The organism is Tabrizicola sp. (assembly GCF_041911175.1).
In the GTDB taxonomy this organism is placed as follows: Bacteria; Pseudomonadota; Alphaproteobacteria; order Rhodobacterales; family Rhodobacteraceae; genus Tabrizicola.
Map to the genome: position 1 here is coordinate 1 of NZ_JAYRPN010000061.1, position 17370 is coordinate 17370.

Sequence of the window (17370 nt, forward strand, 5' to 3'; positions counted from 1 at the left end):
CCTTCGGCGCATGGGGGCCGTGGAGGAGCCAGACGGGGTAGTCCTTCGCGGTGCGGCCGAGGCGGCTGGCGGGGGAGTGTTTCAGCATCCGGTCGAGGAGGATGCGGACGGGCTGGTGCGTGGCGCCGAGGTCGCGGACGGTGAGGTCGGGGTCGTCGGCGAGCGCGGTGCCGGAGCCGACCATGACGGCGTCGTGGCTGAGGCGGAGGGCGTGGACCTTGCGGCGGGCTTCCGGGCCGGTGATCCAGCGGCTCTCGCCGGTGGCGGTGGCGGTGCGGCCGTCGAGGCTGGCGGCGAGTTTCAGGGTGACGAAGGGCAGGCCTTGCGTGACCCGTTTCAGGAAACCGGCGTTGAGGCGGGTGGCCTCTGGGGTCAGGACGCCTTCGGTGACTTCGATCCCGGCGGCCCGCAACATCGCGTGGCCCTTGCCGGAGACGCGGGGGTCGGGGTCGGTGAGGGCGGTCACCACGCGGGCGACCTTGGCGGCGATCAGGGCCTCGGCGCAGGGCGGGGTCTGGCCGTGGTGGGCGCAGGGTTCGAGGGTGACGTAGGCGGTGGCTCCGCGCGCCGCGTCACCGGCCTGTTCAAGGGCGCGGACCTCGGCGTGGGGGCGGCCTCCCGGCTGGGTCCAGCCGCGACCGGCGATCAACCCGTCCTTCACGATGACGCAGCCCACGGCAGGGTTGGGCCAGGTATTGCCAAGGCCCCGCGCGGCGAGGCGCAGGGCACGGGCCATGTGGTCGCTATCCTCGGGACGAGGGGTCACTCTTCCCCGGCGGCTCCGGGCCGAAGCTCGCTGACAAAGCCGTCGAAATCGTCCGCCGTCTGGAAGTTCTTGTAGACAGAAGCGAAGCGGACATAGGCCACGGTGTCGATCCGGGCCAGGCTTTCCATCACGATCTCGCCGATGACCTTGGAGGAGATGTCGGTATCACCGAGCGACTCCAGCCGCCGGACGATGCCCGAGATCATCTGGTCGATGCGTTCCGGGTCGATCGGGCGCTTCTGCATCGCGATGCGGATCGAGCGTTCCAGTTTCGAGCGGTCGAAATCCTCGCGCTTGCCGGAGGATTTGATGACGACGAGATCGCGCAGCTGGACACGTTCGTAGGTGGTGAAGCGGCCGCCGCAGGCCGGGCAGAACCGGCGGCGGCGGATCGAGACGTGATCCTCGGCCGGTCTGGAATCCTTCACCTGCGTGTCGATGTTGCCGCAGAATGGGCAGCGCATCGGCCCCCTCCTTGCTGTTGTTGGTCGTCCTGCCTCAAGGCCGGGTGTTCCCCCGGTTCCTTGCCACCGACTATAGGGGCAGGCCGATGATTTCGGGAAGTGCAATAATCGGCCCACCGGATATGGGGGCTGGACTGTGGCGGCGGGGACTCACGCCTTCGTGTGCGGGGTCGCGGGCCATCCGGGTTACCCTTGCGCTTTCCACGACCGACAGGAGGCACCGATGAACCGGCCGATGACGCGGATGACGGCGAAGGACTTCGATCAGGAGCTGCTGGAGCTGTACGATTTCTATGCCCACGGGAAGATTTCCAAGCGCGAGTTCCTGGACCGGGCCGGAAGATGGGCGGTGGGGGGCGTGACGGCGGCGATGCTCTTGAACATGCTGTCGCCCAACTATGCTTTGGCAGAGCAGGTGGCGGCGGATGACCCGGGGATCGTGGCGGAGCGGGTGACTTACCCGTCGCCAGAGGGGCACGGCACGGTGAACGGCTATCTGGTGCGCCCGGCGGGGGCCGAGGGCAAGCTTCCGGCGGTGCTGGTGGTGCATGAGAACCGGGGCTTGAATCCTTACATCGAGGATGTGGCGCGGCGGCTGGGGCAGGCCGGGTTCCTGGTGCTCGCGCCGGACGGGCTGACCTCGGTCGGGGGCTATCCCGGCGATGACGAGAAGGGGCGGGAGCTGCAGGCGACGGTCGATCCGGCGAAGCTGATGAACGACTTCTTCGCCGGGGTGGAATGGTTGTTGGCGCATGAGGCCTCGACCGGCAAGGTCGGTGTGGTCGGCTTCTGCTATGGCGGGGGCGTCGCGAACGCCTGCGCGGTGGCCTTTCCGGAGCTGTCCGGGGCGGTGCCCTTCTATGGCCGGCAACCGGCGGCGGCGGATGTGGCGAAGATCAAATGCCCGCTCTTGATCCATTATGCCGAGCTGGACGAGCGGATCAACGCGGGCTGGCCGGAGTATGAGGCGGCGCTGAAGGCGGCGGGGGTGCGCTATGAGGCCTTCATCTATCCCGGCGTGAACCACGGCTTCCACAACGATACGACGCCCCGTTATGACGCGGCGGCGGCAGAGCTGGCCTGGGGGCGGACGCTGGACTTCTTCAAGGCGAACCTGGGCTGACCTTTGGGAGCTGCTTGATCGGCCTTGGGTTGGCCGGTTAGAACCTCGGCCATGGCAGGGGAACGCATTGCGTTGTGCGGCATCGTCCGCAACGAGATCCGGGGGATTGTCGAATGGCTGGCGCATTACAAGGCGCTGGGGTTCAGCGATTTTCTGATCTACGACAACGAGAGCACCGACGGGACTAGCGAGGTGCTCCGGGCGCTGGACGAGGCGGGCGAACTGGTCCATCTGGACTGGCCGCATACGGTGGGCGAGCGCCCGCAGCGGCTGGCCTATGAACATGCTCGGAAGCATTCGGACGCGGACTGGATCGCGTACTTCGATGCGGACGAGTTCCTGGTGCTGCACCGGGATGCGACGATTGGCGACTTTCTTGCCCGGTTCGACGGGGATGTGTCTGCGATCGCGGTCAACTGGATCGTCTTCGGCAGTGGCGGGCAGCAGGCCTATCGGCCGCTGCCGGTCGTGGAGCGGTTTACCGATGCGCTGCCTTCAGGTGCGAAGGAGAGCCGCACGGTCAAGGCGCTGGGGCGGCGGGAGCGGCTGTCGGGGACCGGCATCCACCGGGTCGCTGTGGCCGAGGGGCGCTATGTGACGCCCTCGGGGCGGGATGCGGTCTTCGACGGGCTCACGGCGACGGTCGCGCCGGAGGTGGCGGTCGCGGCGCTGCACCATTATGCGGTGAAATCGCGCCAGGAGTTCGAGGAAAAGCGCGCGCGGGGCCATGCCAATTCGCAGTTCCCCGAGCGGAAGCGGGCGAAGCTGGACGCCCGGCTGGCCGGGTTCGACGCCGGGGGCGTGCGGAACATCTGGCTGGCGGAGCGGTCCGGTCCGATGCGGGTGGAAGCCCTGCGGCTGTGCCGGGTGCTGCGGGCGGCGGGGCTGGAGTTCCCGGTCTGGCCCTTTGTCGAGGCGGGCTAGTTGCAGCTGCCCCAGGACTGGGCTTCGGGGGACCAGCACTGGCCGATCCCGGATTTCAGGTCCATGATCGGATCAAGGCTGTGGACGACGCTGCCCTTGTCGCAGGTGAGGCTGGCCAGTGTCTTGTCGCCCTGCATGACGTTGACCCCGCCTTCCAGCACGGCGTTTTCGTCCATCTTGTCGAAGGAGGTCCAGACTTCGTAGGTGGTGCCGTCGTTCCGGAAGGCGACCGTGTCCCAGATCGCGCGGCCGATCCCCGGCCAGGGGGTATAGGCGACGGTTTCAAGGGGTTCGGCGATGGTCAGTTCCGGCTTGCCCTCGCGCCTGTAGCTGTAGATCAGCGCGCCTTTCCAGGAGCAGACTTCCAGGGTCTTCTTGCCGATCCGGCAGGAGAAGGCCTCGTCGCCCTGGCAGGCGGCGCTGGCCGGGGTGGCGAGGAGGGCGAGGAGGAGGGCGGCGCGCATGTTCGGTCTCCGGTTTCGGCGGAGTTTGGAACGACGGTCTGTCGGGCACAAGGTAGGGCGTCCGGACGGGGTGTCCGGCTTCGACGTGCCAGTCAGCTTGGCGCTTCAGCCGCCGAGATGCAGGGCAACCTCGCCCGAGTACGGTTCGGTCACGCCGCGCCCGCCGCCGAGGTCTTCGAGGATCGGGCGGAGCTTGTCGAGGCTGGCGATCATCATCGGTCGTGCGGCGACCATCGAGTCCATGTCGGCCCATTCGCCGACGACGATGAAGCTGCGTTCGCCGGTCTTGACCAGCCAGAAGTTGCGACCGCCCTGCCAGGATGAAACGTCGAGATCCTTGTGCAGGCGGATGTATTCTTCTTCCATACCCGGCTTCACTCGCATGTGCACCACGTTCATCACGGTCATGGCGGCCCCTCCCCAGGGTTTGAATGGAGGAAGGATAACATGGATGGGGTGAGTCGGGGGGATTGGGGGTGCGTTAGGGTGGTGTTAACCGTGGTGGGCAAAGGTTGGTTGGCGAACCTTTGGAGAACCAGTCGTGCCCGTGGTCAAGATCAGATATGTCCTCCGCTTGCTGGCCGACGACGGTTGGGTTCTTGTCGCAACGCGGGGCAGTCATCGGCAGTTCGAGCATCCGGTCAAACCGGGCCGGGTCACGGTGGCGGGCAAGGACAGCGACGACTTGGCGCCGGGGACGTTCAACTCTATCTTGAAGCAAGCGAAGTTGAAGGGGCACTGACATGCGCTACGCCGTTGTGATCGAGAAGGCGGGGAAGGGGTATTCTGGTTATGTCCTGGACCTGCCGGGCTGCGTGGCCGCCGGCGCGACAATTGCCAAGGTCAAGGCGGCGCTGGCGGAGGTAATTCCGTTCCATCTGGAGGGCCTGCGCGAAGGGGGCGAGCCGGTGCCGGGGGCGGAGAGCGTGGTGGAGTGGGTGGAGGTGTAGGGGGCGTTATTGCTCCGCCACTCGCACTGAAGAGATAAATGTCCCCGCGAAGGAGCCTCGCCCCGAGACGATGAGTGTCTGCCCAGGGGGGAGGCTATCGCGAAAGTCCTTGGGAAATCCGCATAGCGCGTCATACATAAACGGCATGTCTTTCAGTTCGATCTTGTTTCGGCATTTTCTGTCGCTGAAACCTTCGGCCCGAGCCACGACGAAACGAGTTTCGGCCGGGTGGCCAGCCAGCGCGGTATAGATGAGTGGTCCGCCTGCGAGGACGGAATCCATGCCAATGCTGACACCAAGAAAGGGCATGAAGATCAACACGAAGACATGCTTCACCGATGAATCTTCGGGCGCCATGCGGGACCAGCCGCGTGCATAGACAATAGTCGGCACAACTGCAAAGAAGATGCCAACCGACAGCGCCACCCACCAGACGCGGCGAACCCAGTCCTCCGTCGGCAAGAACTGGAAACCCGCTATCCGGGCGAACAACGGTAATCCGCCAACCAGCATGATGACAGCTACCACTCCGAGCAGCCTACGAAGGTAGACATTCGGTTCGACCGAGAATGCCGCAGCCATCGGGAATACGTCCGCTCTACTGATCCAAGAAGCTCCGCAGCTTCCTCGACCGCGACGGATGCTTCAGCTTCCGAAGCGCCTTCGCCTCGATCTGCCGGATCCGTTCCCGCGTCACCGAGAACTGCTGGCCGACCTCTTCCAGCGTATGATCCGTGTTCATCCCGATCCCGAAGCGCATCCGCAAAACCCTCTCCTCGCGCGGTGTCAGCGAGGCCAGCACGCGGGTCGTGGTTTCCTTCAGGTTCTCCTGAATGGCGCTGTCCAAGGGCAGGATCGCATTCTTGTCCTCGATGAAGTCGCCGAGCTGGCTGTCTTCCTCGTCCCCGATGGGCGTCTCGAGGGAAATCGGTTCCTTGGCGATCTTCATCACCTTGCGGACCTTTTCCAGCGGCATCTGCAGCTTTTCTGCCAGTTCCTCGGGCGTGGGTTCGCGGCCGATTTCGTGCAGCATCTGGCGGCCGGTGCGGACCAGTTTGTTGATCGTCTCGATCATATGCACGGGAATACGGATCGTGCGGGCCTGGTCGGCAATCGACCGGGTGATCGCCTGCCGGATCCACCAGGTCGCGTAGGTGCTGAACTTGTAGCCGCGGCGGTATTCGAATTTGTCGACCGCCTTCATCAGGCCGATGTTGCCCTCCTGGATCAGGTCCAGGAATTGCAGGCCCCGGTTGGTGTATTTCTTGGCGATGGAGATCACCAGCCGCAGGTTGGCCTCGACCATTTCCTTCTTGGCCTGGCGCGCCTCTTTCTCGCCCTTCTGGACCTGGTTCACGATCCGGCGGAATTCCGAGATGTCGACGCCGACATATTGGCCGACCTGCGCCATTTCGGCGCGCAGTTCTTCCACCTTGTCGCGCGAGCGTTCGATCAGCGCCTGCCAGCCGCGACCAGCCTTGGCGGCCATGCGGTCGAGCCAGGTCGGGTCAAGCTCATAGCCCTGATATTCCTGGATGAATTCCTGCCGGTTGATCCGCGCGGCGTCGGCCAGCTTCACCATGCCGGAGTTGATCGACATGATGCGCTTGTTGATGCCGTAGAGCTGGTCGATCAGCGCCTCGATCCGGGAGTTGTTCAGGTGCAGCTCGTTGACCAAGAGCACGATTTCCGACCGCAGCTTCTGGTAGGCGGCCTCGTCGGCGGTGGAGAAGCGCTGGGACGACGACAGCGTCGCGTTCATCCGGCTTTCCTGCATGTCGGCCAGCTTGTCGTAGTCCCGCGCGATCAGGTCCAGCGTTTCGAGGACGCGCGGCTTCAGCGCGGCTTCCATCGCGGCCAGCGACATGTTCGAGGCTTCGTCATCCTCGTCCTCGTCCATCTCGGCCATGATCGGGTTGCCGTCGGCATCAAGCTCCGGCTCGGCGGCGCTGGGGCCGCGCGGGGCGGCGCCGACGCCGACTTCGTCCAGCGCGGGGCCGTCCAGCTCGCCTTCCTCGCCGTCGAGGCTGCGGCCGAAGGTGGCTTCAAGGTCGATCACGTCGCGGAGGAGGATTTCTTCCGACAGCAGTTCGTCGCGCCAGATGATGATGGCCTGGAAGGTCAGGGGCGATTCACACAGCCCCGCGATCATCGTGTTGCGGCCGGCCTCGATCCGCTTGGCGATGGCGATCTCGCCCTCGCGGCTGAGGAGTTCGACCGAGCCCATCTCGCGCAGGTACATCCGCACCGGGTCGTCGGTGCGGTCGAGCGTTTCGGTGGTGGTGCCCGCGACCGCGATCTCGCGGCTGGTGGAGGTTTCGACCAGCTCGCCCGCAGGCGCGGCCTCGCCTTCCTCGACCTCTTCGTCCTCGATGATGTTGATGCCCATTTCGGACAGCATCGACATCACGTCCTCGATCTGTTCCGAGGACACCTGTTCCGGCGGCAGGACGGTGTTCAGCTGGTCATAGGTGATGTAGCCGCGTTCGCGCGCGTCGGCGATCATCTTCTTGACTGCGGCCTGGCTCATGTCGAGCGAGACATCCGCGTCTTCGGCTTCCGGCTTGGCGTCGTCGGTGTCCTTGAGGGCCATGTGGTCTCCGTGGGGCGAATCGGGGATATGCGAATCAAGGCGGGGGCTGGTTCGACTCAATAGCGCGAATCAGGGCGGGGGAAAGGGCGAATCAGCGGTTCTTCTTGACCCAGACCTGATCGTCGATCAGGCGTTGCAATTGTCTTGACAGCGCGGCCCGGTCTTCGCCGAGGTCGGAACTGTCGTTCTGGCCGCTTTTTTCCGAGCGGTGGCGGGCTTCGGCGGCCTGGGACAGGCGCCAGGTCAGGCCTTCGTCGGGAAGGCCGTCCATATCCTCCATCGCGTCTTCGATCTCGCGGCGCGCGCCCCGGCGGGCTTCCAGCTTGGCCAGTTCCTCGGCAAGGCAGAGGGCGGCGAGGTCGTCGTCCTGCCGGTTGCGGACCGGGGGTGCGATGGCGACATGGGGGCGCGAGAGGACGGCGTCAAGGGCGGTGGGCGCGGACTGGGCGATCTTGGCGTGCAGGTCGGGCATGTCGGCGCCCGCAAGGATCATCTGGCGCAGCGTGTCGTGGTCGTCGCCGGTCAGGTCCAGCCGTTCCAGCGCGGTTTCGAAGCGGTGGATCAGCGCGGGGTGCAGGATGAGGGTGGCGAGGATCACCGCCTCGCGCAGGGCTTCCTCGACCGGGCCCTGGGCTTGCGCGAGGAGCGAGGAGCGGGTGGTGGCCAGCGCGCCGCCGGGGGGGGCGAACTTGCCGCGACCGGGGCGGAAGGGGCCGGGCTGGAAAGGGCGGGCCTGGGCGGTGCCGAAGAGGTCGAGGCGCAGGCGCTTCATCTCCTCGGCGTAGTGGCTGCGGATCGAGGGGTCGGTGATGCGGGCGAGGTGGGCGCGGAGGGTCTTGTCCAGGGCGGCGCGGCGTTCGGGGCTGTCGAAGACGCGGCCCTCGGTTTCGCGCTGCCAGAGCAGCTGGACCATCGGCTTGGCCCCGTCGAGCACCGCTTGCATGGCGGGGGCGCCTTGCGCCTTGATCAGGTCGTCGGGGTCCATCCCGCCGGGGAGGATCGCGAAGCGCAGCGCCTTTCCGGCCTCCAGCATGGGGAGCGCGAGGTCGATCACCCGCTGCGCTGCGCGGAGGCCTGCGGTGTCGCCGTCGAGCGCGATGACGGGTTCGTCACTGATGCGCCAGATCAGGCGGAGCTGGTCTTCGGTGACGGCGGTGCCAAGGGGGGCGACGGCGGCCTTGAACCCGGCTTCCGAGAGGGCGATCACGTCCATGTAGCCTTCGGCGACGATCAGCGTCTGGCCCTTGCCTGCGGCTTCCCGTGCGGGGGCGTGGTTGAAGAGATTGCGGCCCTTGTCGAAGAGGTCGGTCTCTGGCCCGTTCAGGTATTTCGCGCGGGCGGTGGGGTCGAGGCTGCGTCCGCCAAGGCTGATGACCCGACCGCGGGCGTCGCGGATCGGGAAGATGATGCGGGCGTGGAAGCGGTCGTAGAGGCGGCCCGAGTCGGATTTGGCGACGACGCCGGAGGCCACCATCAGGTCTTCGGAGATGCCTTTGGCGCGAAGATGCTCGACCGCTCCTTGCGCGTTGTCGGGGGACCAGCCGATGTCCCAGCGGTCCCAGGCGGCCTCGGTCAGGCGGCGCTTCTGGGCAAGGTAGGTGCGGGCGGCGGAGCCTGCGGCGGTCTTCAGCTGCAGGCGGTAGAACTTGACGGCCTCGTCGATGACCTGCTGGAGCAGTGTCCGCCGGTCGGCGCGCTCGGCGGCCTTGGGGTCGCGGGCGGGCATCGTCATCCCGGCTTCGCGGGCCAGGACCTCCACCGCCTCCATGAAGCCGAGGTTTTCGGCTTCCTTCACGAAGGTGACGGCATCGCCCTTCGCGTGGCAGCCGAAGCAGTAATAGTAGCCCTTGCGGTCATCGACGTGGAAGCTGGCGGATTTTTCCTGGTGGAAGGGGCAGGGCGCCCAGAAGTCGCCCTTGGCCATGTTCGACTTGCGCATGTCCCAGGTGACCTTGCGGCCCACGATGGCGGACAGCGTGACGCGGGTGCGAAGCTCGTCGAGGAATCCGTTCGGCAGGGACATGAACCCGCTTATAGCAGAACCGACGCCAAGGTCAGGCCCCTCAGGCCTTCATACTGGGCAAAATATCCCACGGGGGTGCGGGGGTGTGAAACCCCCGCTAAGGGGGTCAAAGCCCCAGCCGGTCACGCATCGAGAACCAGGTCATCGCGGTCACGAGGAGCGGCCAGCGCAAGGCCGCGCCACCGGGGAAGCGGTGTTGCGGCAGGCTTGCCATCAGGTCGAAGCGTTCCATCTGGCCCGCCGTCGCCTCGGCCATCAGCTTGCCCGCCAGCGTCGCCATCGCGACGCCGTGGCCGGAGTAGCCGGAGGCGGACAGGATGTTCTGGCCGGGCCTCGTGAAGCAGGGCATCCGGTTGACGGTGATCGCCAGCGTCCCCCCCCAGGCGTAGTCGATCCGGGTCTTCGCCAGTTGCGGGTAGACCTGGAGCATGGGTTTCGACACCGTCCTGATGATGTCGGGGAAGCGGTAGCCATAGCTTTCGCCACCGCCGAAAAGCAGGCGGTTGTCCTCGCTGAGGTGCCAGTAGTTGACGACGAAACGGGTGTCCGCCACGGCGACGGGTTCGGAGAGGATGTCCTTCGCTGCGTCACCCAAAGGTTCAGTTGCGACGATGAAGTTGTTGATCGGCATGACTTTTGCCGCAACCTTCTCGTTCAGCTGGCCAAGGTAGCCGTTGCCCGCCAGGATCACCGTAGCGCAGTCGACATGGCCCGAGGGCGTGCGGACCACCGGGCGCGCGCCGGGTTCGACCCGGTGGACCTCCGACAGTTCATGGATGCGGACCCCAGCCTTCGCCGCGGCTTGCGCAAGGCCGATGGCGTAGTTCAGCGGGTGCAGGTAGCCCGCATCCCGGTCGACCTCGCCGCCGACATAGTCGGTGGAGCCGATAAGCCGCCGGATGCCCGCGCGGTCGAGCGGTTCGAGGTGGCTGTAGCCGTAGTCGCGGTTGAGCTTCTCGGCATAGGCATGGGTTTCGCGGACCTCTGCTTCCGTCCGGCAGGCGTGGGCGATGCCGGGGTGGAAGGTCACCGGCATCGCGTGGTCCTTGACCAGCGTCTTGACCAGGGTCTTGGCTTCCTCGGCCAGGTCCCAGAGCCGGTGGGCGTTCTCGCGGCCCACGGTCTTCTCGATCCAGACCTGATCCTGCCGCTGGCCGCTGCCGACCTGCCCGCCGTTGCGACCGCTCGCACCGAAGCCGACGCGATGGGCTTCGAGAAGGACCACGTCGAAGCCCTTCTGTGCCAGATGCAGGGCGGCGGAGAGGCCGGTGTAGCCGCCACCGACGACGCAGACATCGGCCTTGGTCGCGCCCTTCAGGATCGGGAAGCGGTCGATCGGTGCGGCGGTCGCGGCGTAGTAGCTGGCGGGGTATTCGCCCCGCCGGTCATTTGCGTGCAATAGGTTGACCATCAGACGTTGAGGAGCAGGTGCTCCCTCTCCCACGGGCTGATGACTTGCAGGAACTCCTTGTATTCGTTCCGCTTTACGCTGTCGTAGACCTTGATGAATTCGACGCCCATCACCTCGTGCAGCGCGGTGTCCTCTTCCAGCATGTCCAGGGCATCGCCAAGGTTCGCCGGGATGTCCTCGTTGTCGATATAGGCGGAACCCGAGAATTCCGGGCGGGCCTGGACCTTGTTCATCAGGCCCAGGTAGCCGCAGGCGAGGGTTGAGGCGATGCCGAGATAGGGGTTGCAGTCCATGCCGGGCAGGCGGTTTTCCACCCGTCGCGCAGCAGAGCCGGAGATCGGGATGCGCAGGCCCGTGGTGCGGTTGTCGCGGCCCCATTCCAGGTTGATCGGGGCGGCGAAGTCGGGGACGTAGCGGCGGTAGCTGTTGACGTAGGGTGCGAAGAGGGCCACGGCGGCGCCGAGGTGCTTCTGCAAGCCGCCGATGAAATGCAGGAAGGCTTCGGTTTCCACGCCCTTGGGACCGGCGAAGATGTTCTTGCCGGTCTTGGTGTCCACGACCGAGGTATGGATATGCATCGCGCTGCCGGGTTCCCCGGCGATGGGCTTGGCCATGAAGGTGGCGAAGCAGTCGTGGCGCAGCGCCGCCTCGCGGATCAGGCGCTTGAAGAAGAACACGTCGTCGGCCAGCCGGACCGGATCGCCGTGGGCGAGGTTCAGCTCGATCTGCCCGGCACCGCCTTCTTGCAGGATGCCGTCGATTTCAAGGCCCTGCGCTTCGGCGAAGTCGTAGATGTCGTCGATGACCTTGCCGTATTCGTCGACGGCCGAAAGCGAATAGGCCTGCTTGCCAGCGGCCCGGCGGCCGGAGCGGCCCATCGGCGGGATCACCGGCATGTTGGGGTCGATGTTGCGGGCGGTCAGGAAGAATTCCATCTCGGGCGCGACGACGGGCTTCCAGCCTTGCGCGGCGTAGAGGTCGACGATCCGGCGCAACACGTTGCGGGGCGAGAAGCCCACCGGGTTGCCCTGCTGGTCCTTCGCGTCGTGGATCACCTGAAGCGTGGTGTCGGCGGTCCAGGGCGCGGCGGTGGCGGTGGACCAGTCCGGTTCCAGGATCATGTCGGGTTCAGTGAAGGCGTCAAAGGGGTTGTCGGCCCATTCGCCGGTGATGGTTTGCAGGAAGATCGAATTCGGAAGGAAGTAATTGGTCTGCTTGGCGAATTTCGCGGCAGGCATCGCCTTGCCGCGCGCCACTCCGGCGATGTCGCCGATGATGCATTCCACTTCGTCTACCCGGCGGTTGCCGATGTAGTCGCGCGCTGCCTCGGGCAGCTGGTCGGTCCATTTGGACATATGTCACACGTTTCTTGGGGGGTGGCCCCCGCACCGTCAGGCGCGGAGCTTCTCGGCCCCGGATTTGGCTTGGTGGGTCAGGAAGAAATCCGCGATCCGGTCGGCCATCGACGGGCTGTCGAGGGGCGTCTCGATGCGGGCTGTCGCATCGGCAAGGATCGCGTCGGGGACCAGACCCGGCCCCCGGTACTTGATCAGCCCTTCCATGAACTCCTTGCGGAATTCGGGGTGGGGCTGGACGGAAAACATGCGGTCGTCGTAGAGCAGCGCCGCGTTCTGGCAGAAGGCGGTGGAGCTGAGGACCTTCGCCATCTCGGGCTTCTGCACCACCTGGTCCTGGTGCCAGGCGTTGAGCGTGTAGCTCTGGTCGCCGAAGTCGTATTCGGTCGGACCGACCGACCAGCCGCCCGCGTATTTCTCGACCTTGCCGCCCATCGCCTGCGCGATGATCTGGTGGCCGAAGCAGATGCCGACCATCGGGACATGCGCGGCATAGGCGGCGCGGATGAAATCCTCCAGCGGCGGAATCCAGTCGTGCGGTTCATAGGCCCCGAAGCGCGAGCCGGTGATGAGCCAGCCGTCGCAGTCGGTGACCGAAGCCGGGAAGTCGTTCCGCAGCACCGCCCAGCGGCGGAAGGTCAGGCCGCGCCCGGCCAGCAGGGTCTCGAAGAAATCCGGGTAGTCGCCCATGTCGGCGCGCAGCGCGTCGGGGCTTTCGCCGGTCTGGAGGATGCCGATCTGCATCTTCTGGTCCCTTCGGTTTTCTTCAAGGTGGGTGCGTCGGGGGGCTTTGGTCAAGGGGTATGCTTGGGGGGCTCGTCGTTCGCCTTCGGCTTCTCCTCGCAGGGTGCTGCGATGAGGGCCGACGGCAACCGAGGAGCGGTCAGACGGTATCGAGGTACAGTTCCACCCGTTCCTCCGGGGTCAGTTCCGCGAGGTAGTGCAGCTCCTGTCGCTTGGTCTGCACCAGGTTCCGCACCAGTTCCTTCGGCAGGAAGCGGTAGAGCACGTCGGAATGTTCGAACGCGTCGATCGCGCCTTCCCAGGTGTCGGGGATTTGCGGCAGGTCCATCGCATAGGCATTGCCGGTGACGGCGGGCGGCGGCTCCATCTCGTCTTCCAGGCCGGTCAGCGCGGCCCCGAGGATCGCGGCGAGCATCAGGTAGGGGTTCACGTCGCCGCCTGCCACGCGATGCTCGATCCGCCGGGCTGAGGGGTTGCCCGCCGGAATGCGGATCGCGGCGGTGCGGTTCTCGTAGCCCCAGGAGATCGCCGTGGGCGCGTGCTTGTCGGGCACCAGGCGTTCGTAGCTGTTGAAATGCGGCGCGAAGAGCAGCGTCGAGTCGTGCATCGCCGCCAGGCACCCGGCAACGGCGTGGCGCAGTTGCGCGGTGCCCTTGGGACCGCCGGAATCGAAGATGTTGTCGCCCTTTTCGTCGAGGATCGAAAAATGGGTGTGCAGGCCCGACCCGGAGTAATCGGCATAGGGTTTCGCCATGAAGCTGGCGGCAAAGCCGTGGCGACGCGCCAGGCCTTTCACCAGCATCTTGAAGAGCCAGGCATCGTCGGCGGCGCGCAGCGCGTCGTCGCAATGCATCAGGTTGACCTCGAACTGGCCGAGGCCGGTTTCCGAGGTGGTGGTGTCGGCGGGAATGTCCATCGCCTCGCAGGCGTCGTAGAGGTCGGTGAAGAAGGTGTCGAAGGCGTCGAGTGCGCGGATCGACAGCGTCTCGGCCGCCTTGCGGCGCTTGCCTGACCGGGGCGAGGCGGGGACCTGCATGGTCTTGCCGGAATCGTCGATCAGGAAGAATTCCAGCTCCATCGCGCAGACCGGGGTCAGGCCCTTGGCCTTGTAGCGCTGCACGACCATGTTCAGGACGTGGCGCGGGTCGCCGTCGTAGGGCTGGCCGTTCTCGCGGAACATCCAGATCGGGAGGAGCGCGGTCGGCGCCTCCAGCCAGGGCATCGGCATGAAGCCGCGTTCGGTGGGCTTCAGCACGCCATCGGCGTCGCCCTGTTCGAAGACCAGCGGGCTGTCGTCGATATCCTCGCCCCAGATGTCGAGGTTCAGGACCGAGAAGGGGAACCTTGTTCCGTCCTTCACGACCTTTTCGGCGAAGCGGGCGGGCACGCGCTTGCCGCGCGCCTGACCGTTCAGGTCGGCGGCGGCCACGCGAATGGTCCGCACGTCGGGGTGCTTTCTGAGGTAATCTTTCATCGTCATAGTGCTTCAGGAAGAGCACGGACCCCGCGCCCGGGACGCCGCAAGGCGCCCGCCTGATGCGCAAGTTCGGACCATGCCCTTGGTCCTTCCCTTGGTTCTGATCGCCTTCCGCAGGTGCGGCCCGGAAAGCCCGTCCCGCGGTCCGGGCGGGTGCCCGGATAATTTGATCAAAAGTAGCCTACTACCGGATTAGCTGCGGACGCAAGCGAATTTTGCTGCGGGTGTTCGAGGGCAGGTGCCGGTTCAGCCGCTTGTTCACCTTGCCGTAGACGAAAGTCACCAGAAGGGTCAGGCAGATGAAGTAGAAGGCGACGATCGGGTAGGGGATGAAGGGGTTGAAGGTCTTGTCGGCGAAGTAGTTCGCGTAATAGAGCGCGTCGCCCTTCTGCGCGAAGGCCGGGAAGCCCGAGAAATAGACCAGCGTCGTGGCGTGGAAGAGGAAGATCGCCTCGTTGGTGTAGGCGGGCCAGCCAAGCCGCAGCATGGTCGGCCATTCGATGCGGATGAACTTCTTCCAGCCGGTCAGGCCATAGGCCTCGGCGGCTTCCAGATCGCCCTTTGGGATGGATTTCAGCGCGCCGAAGAAGATCTCGGCAGCATAGGCGGCCGTGTTCAGGAACAGCACCAGCAGCGCCCCGGCCCAGGCGCGGGTGGTCCAGGTGGTGTCGATGTGGACGCCCAGCACGTCGATGCCGCTTTTGGGCAGAAGGACCAGCGCCTCGTAGGCCAGGAAGAACTGGATGAACAAGGGCGAGCCGCGGAAGACGAAGACGAACCACTCCGCCGGTTTGCGGATCAGGGGATTGCGGGCGGTTTTCGCCAGCGCGATGGCATTGGCCAGGAAGAAGCCGAAGAACAGCGCCAGCACGCCGAAGTAGAGGTTCCAGATCAGCCCCGACCCGATCAGGGTGAACTGCTGGCAAAGCGTGAAGTCGGTCTTCGGCAAGAGGTTCTCGCCAAGGCCGATGGAGCGCAGGCCATAGGCCTGGATGGTCTCGAGGCAGGTCATGCTCATGCTGCGGCCTTTCGCAGGGCTTCGCCGCCCGCCGTGGCCTGGCCGTGGCTGAGCCTGCGCGTCAGCTTGCCGATGCCGATTTCGGAAACCCGGGTAAAGACCAGGTAGAAGACCATGAGGCCGAGGAAGTAGTAGAGCCGCCAGTCGCCGTGCGGATATTCGTAGGCCTGGGTCTTCGACCCGCCCAGCTCGCGCGCGTAGTAGACGATGTCCTTGACGCCCAGCAGGAACAGCAGCGGCGTGGCCTTGATCAGGATCATCCACAGGTTCCCGAGGCCCGGCAGCGCGTAGATCCACATCTGCGGCACCAGGATGCGGCGGAAGACCTGGCCACGGCTCATGCCATAGGCCTCGGCGGTTTCCAGTTGCGCGCGCGGCACGGCGTTCATCGCGCCGTAGATGACGTTCGCCACGAAGGCGCCGAAGACGATGGCAAAGGTGACGACCGCAAGGAAGAAGCCGTAAAGCTGGTGCCAGATCGGAGGGGAATTGCCGAGCGGGACCTTCGCTTCGGGACAGACGCGGAACTCCAGCCCCTGCCAGGGCCATTCGCCGCCGGGGCAGACCGCTAGGCTTTTGACGTATTCGATACCCTGGTCCAGCGCGATCACGAAGAACAGAAAGAAGATGATGTCGGGCACGCCGCGCACCATCCAGATGTAGATCTTGCCCAGCCAGCTGACCGGCGCGATGTGCGACCGGGCGGCGGTGGCGCCCATGAAGCCCATGCCAAGCGCGGCAGGCGCGGTGATCGCCAGCAGCGCCAGCACGGTGACGAAGGACCAGTAGAAATCGACGTGCTTCGCCGAGGTCAGGTAGCACACGGCCCAGGTCAGGCCCTCGATCGACTTCGGATCGGCGCAGGCTGCGAACATCTTGTCCCCCATTGCAGCGGGGCGGACCCTTCGGCCCGCCCCCTGATCGTCAAGGCCTTAGCAGCCTTCCTTGCCCTTGTCGCCCCAGGCGAGCGGCGAGTTCGGCCCGAAATATTCCGGCTTCTGGATCATCGCGTCCAGCGTGCCGTCGCATTTCATCGACTTGATCGCCGCGTCGAACTTGTCATGCAGCTCCTTGTCCGACTTGCGGAACGCCATGCCGACGCCGTCGCCGATGGATTCGGTCTTGTCGAGAAGCACGAGCTGGCCGCCCGATTCATCGGCGATGGGCTTGAGGTAGTCGCTGTCCGCGAGCACGGCCACCGCCTCGCCGTTCTTCACGGCGGCCACGGTTTCCTCGGGCGTGGCGAATTCCACCACCTGCATCCCGTTCTCGGCCACGAAGGCGGCCTGGATGGTCGAGGTCTGCGCGGCGACGGGGCCCGACGTCAGGTCGACGTCCTTGGACAGGGCCAGGTAGGCCGACGGCGTCGGCTGCAGGTAGGCCTGGCTGAAGTCGACGATCTCCTGCCGCTCGGCCGTGATCGACATGCCGGCGATGATCACGTCATAGTTGCCCGACTGCAGGTTCGGGATGATCGAATCCCAGTCGTTGGTGGTCCACGAGCAGGTCAGCCCGGCGCGCTTGCACAGCTCGTCGCCGAACTCGCGCTCGAAGCCCGCCACTTCGCCGGCGTCGTTGATGAAGTTGTAGGGAGGGTAGGCGCCCTCGGTCCCCAGGCGGACAACGTCCTGCGCATGGGCGGCGCCCGAGGCGGCCACCAGTGCGGTTGCGATCAGCAGTCTTTTCATCCTTTGTCTCCCTTTGCGTCGGATGGTTATGCGGTTCATTCGAACCAGCGGTTTTCAAGGCTTGCAAGTGTCCCGTCGTCGCGGATGCCGTCCAGCGCGATATTCAGCGAGGCAAGAAGCGCCGTATTGCCCTTGCAGACCGCCATCGCGACGCCTTCGTCGGGGATCGTCTCGGAATAGAGGTAGTCGAAGCCGTACTCTGCGATGAAGTCGCGGATGTCGGCGCGGGTCTCGAACGGGCCAAGCGCGAGATCGACCTGGCCCGCGACGAGGGCGGCCAGCACCTCGGGCTCGGTCGTGAAGATCAGGTGCCGGTAGCCCATCCGGCGCAGGTGGGCTTCCTGCATGGTTCCCGATTGCACGGCGGTCA

The 17370-nt window shown here is 65.6% G+C and carries 19 protein-coding genes; 4 read left to right on the forward strand and 15 right to left on the reverse strand.

The window, feature by feature from the left end:
• Together ribD and nrdR are read right to left on the reverse strand one after the other, a co-directional pair.
• Positions 1 to 736 (reverse strand): bifunctional diaminohydroxyphosphoribosylaminopyrimidine deaminase/5-amino-6-(5-phosphoribosylamino)uracil reductase RibD (ribD, locus tag ACE3P6_RS08035; RefSeq protein WP_374393566.1); only part of this gene is annotated, 736 nt, incomplete at its 3' end.
• Positions 737 to 762: 26 nt separating this feature from the next.
• Entirely contained in the window at positions 763 to 1230 is a 468-nt protein-coding gene (gene nrdR / locus ACE3P6_RS08040; RefSeq protein ID WP_128514091.1) for a transcriptional regulator NrdR, read from the reverse strand.
• 223 nt (positions 1231 to 1453) lie between these two features.
• Between nrdR and yghX the strand changes: the two genes are divergently transcribed.
• Together yghX and ACE3P6_RS08050 are read left to right on the forward strand one after the other, a co-directional pair.
• Positions 1454 to 2353, forward strand: coding sequence for a YghX family hydrolase (gene yghX, locus ACE3P6_RS08045; RefSeq protein WP_374393569.1), 900 nt, complete (start codon positions 1454 to 1456; stop codon positions 2351 to 2353).
• Positions 2354 to 2404: 51 nt separating this feature from the next.
• Complete coding sequence (locus tag ACE3P6_RS08050) at positions 2405 to 3277, forward strand: glycosyltransferase family 2 protein (RefSeq protein WP_374393571.1); 873 nt, start codon at positions 2405 to 2407, stop codon at positions 3275 to 3277.
• Here ACE3P6_RS08050 and ACE3P6_RS08055 read toward each other — a convergent pair.
• Together ACE3P6_RS08055 and ACE3P6_RS08060 are read right to left on the reverse strand one after the other, a co-directional pair.
• A complete protein-coding gene (locus tag ACE3P6_RS08055) occupies positions 3274 to 3741 on the reverse strand; it encodes a hypothetical protein (RefSeq protein ID WP_374393573.1) in 468 nt (155 codons plus the stop codon). The genes ACE3P6_RS08050 and ACE3P6_RS08055 overlap by 4 nt on opposite strands.
• A 105-nt stretch (positions 3742 to 3846) precedes the next feature.
• A complete protein-coding gene (locus tag ACE3P6_RS08060) occupies positions 3847 to 4149 on the reverse strand; it encodes a hypothetical protein (protein WP_374393575.1) in 303 nt (100 codons plus the stop codon).
• Between the two features lie 133 nt (positions 4150 to 4282).
• Here ACE3P6_RS08060 and ACE3P6_RS08065 point away from each other — a divergent pair, with 133 nt between their 5' ends.
• A complete protein-coding gene (locus ACE3P6_RS08065) occupies positions 4283 to 4483 on the forward strand; it encodes a type II toxin-antitoxin system HicA family toxin (RefSeq protein WP_374393577.1) in 201 nt (66 codons plus the stop codon).
• A 1-nt stretch (position 4484) separates the two neighbouring features.
• Complete coding sequence (locus ACE3P6_RS08070) at positions 4485 to 4691, forward strand: type II toxin-antitoxin system HicB family antitoxin (protein WP_374393579.1); 207 nt, start codon at positions 4485 to 4487, stop codon at positions 4689 to 4691.
• A gap of 6 nt (positions 4692 to 4697) precedes the next feature.
• Here the strand turns inward: ACE3P6_RS08070 and ACE3P6_RS08075 are convergent, their stop codons facing one another.
• The 11 genes from ACE3P6_RS08075 to ACE3P6_RS08125 all read right to left on the reverse strand — a co-directional run.
• Positions 4698 to 5273: a hypothetical protein gene (locus tag ACE3P6_RS08075; protein WP_374393581.1), complete on the reverse strand. Its 576-nt coding sequence runs from the start codon at positions 5271 to 5273 to the stop codon at positions 4698 to 4700.
• A 16-nt stretch (positions 5274 to 5289) separates the two neighbouring features.
• On the reverse strand, positions 5290 to 7284 hold the full coding sequence (gene rpoD / locus ACE3P6_RS08080; protein ID WP_374393583.1) for an RNA polymerase sigma factor RpoD: 1995 nt from the start codon (positions 7282 to 7284) through the stop codon (positions 5290 to 5292).
• Positions 7285 to 7375: 91 nt separating this feature from the next.
• A complete protein-coding gene (dnaG, locus tag ACE3P6_RS08085; protein ID WP_374393586.1) occupies positions 7376 to 9307 on the reverse strand; it encodes a DNA primase in 1932 nt (643 codons plus the stop codon).
• 106 nt (positions 9308 to 9413) lie between these two features.
• Positions 9414 to 10718, reverse strand: a complete 1305-nt coding sequence (locus ACE3P6_RS08090; protein WP_374393588.1) for an NAD(P)/FAD-dependent oxidoreductase — start codon at positions 10716 to 10718, stop codon at positions 9414 to 9416.
• Complete coding sequence (locus ACE3P6_RS08095; RefSeq protein ID WP_374370964.1) at positions 10718 to 12073, reverse strand: glutamine synthetase family protein; 1356 nt, start codon at positions 12071 to 12073, stop codon at positions 10718 to 10720. Before ACE3P6_RS08095 ends, ACE3P6_RS08090 begins: the two co-directional genes overlap by 1 nt.
• 36 nt (positions 12074 to 12109) lie before the next feature.
• Positions 12110 to 12817, reverse strand: coding sequence for a type 1 glutamine amidotransferase (locus ACE3P6_RS08100; RefSeq protein WP_374393590.1), 708 nt, complete (start codon positions 12815 to 12817; stop codon positions 12110 to 12112).
• A gap of 139 nt (positions 12818 to 12956) precedes the next feature.
• The gene (locus ACE3P6_RS08105) at positions 12957 to 14291 is read right to left on the reverse strand and encodes a glutamine synthetase family protein (RefSeq protein ID WP_374393592.1); all 1335 of its coding nucleotides are present in this window, start codon (positions 14289 to 14291) and stop codon (positions 12957 to 12959) included.
• Between the two features lie 187 nt (positions 14292 to 14478).
• Positions 14479 to 15306 carry an ABC transporter permease gene (locus ACE3P6_RS08110; RefSeq protein ID WP_374393601.1) on the reverse strand — a complete coding sequence of 276 codons (828 nt, stop codon included), beginning with the start codon at positions 15304 to 15306 and terminating at the stop codon, positions 14479 to 14481.
• A gap of 2 nt (positions 15307 to 15308) precedes the next feature.
• Positions 15309 to 16187 carry an ABC transporter permease gene (locus tag ACE3P6_RS08115; RefSeq protein ID WP_374393595.1) on the reverse strand — a complete coding sequence of 293 codons (879 nt, stop codon included), beginning with the start codon at positions 16185 to 16187 and terminating at the stop codon, positions 15309 to 15311.
• Positions 16188 to 16244: 57 nt separating this feature from the next.
• On the reverse strand, positions 16245 to 17000 hold the full coding sequence (locus ACE3P6_RS08120; RefSeq protein WP_374370956.1) for a transporter substrate-binding domain-containing protein: 756 nt from the start codon (positions 16998 to 17000) through the stop codon (positions 16245 to 16247).
• Between the two features lie 35 nt (positions 17001 to 17035).
• Positions 17036 to 17370: substrate-binding periplasmic protein (locus ACE3P6_RS08125; RefSeq protein WP_374393598.1), on the reverse strand; the 335-nt coding region annotated here is incomplete at its 5' end.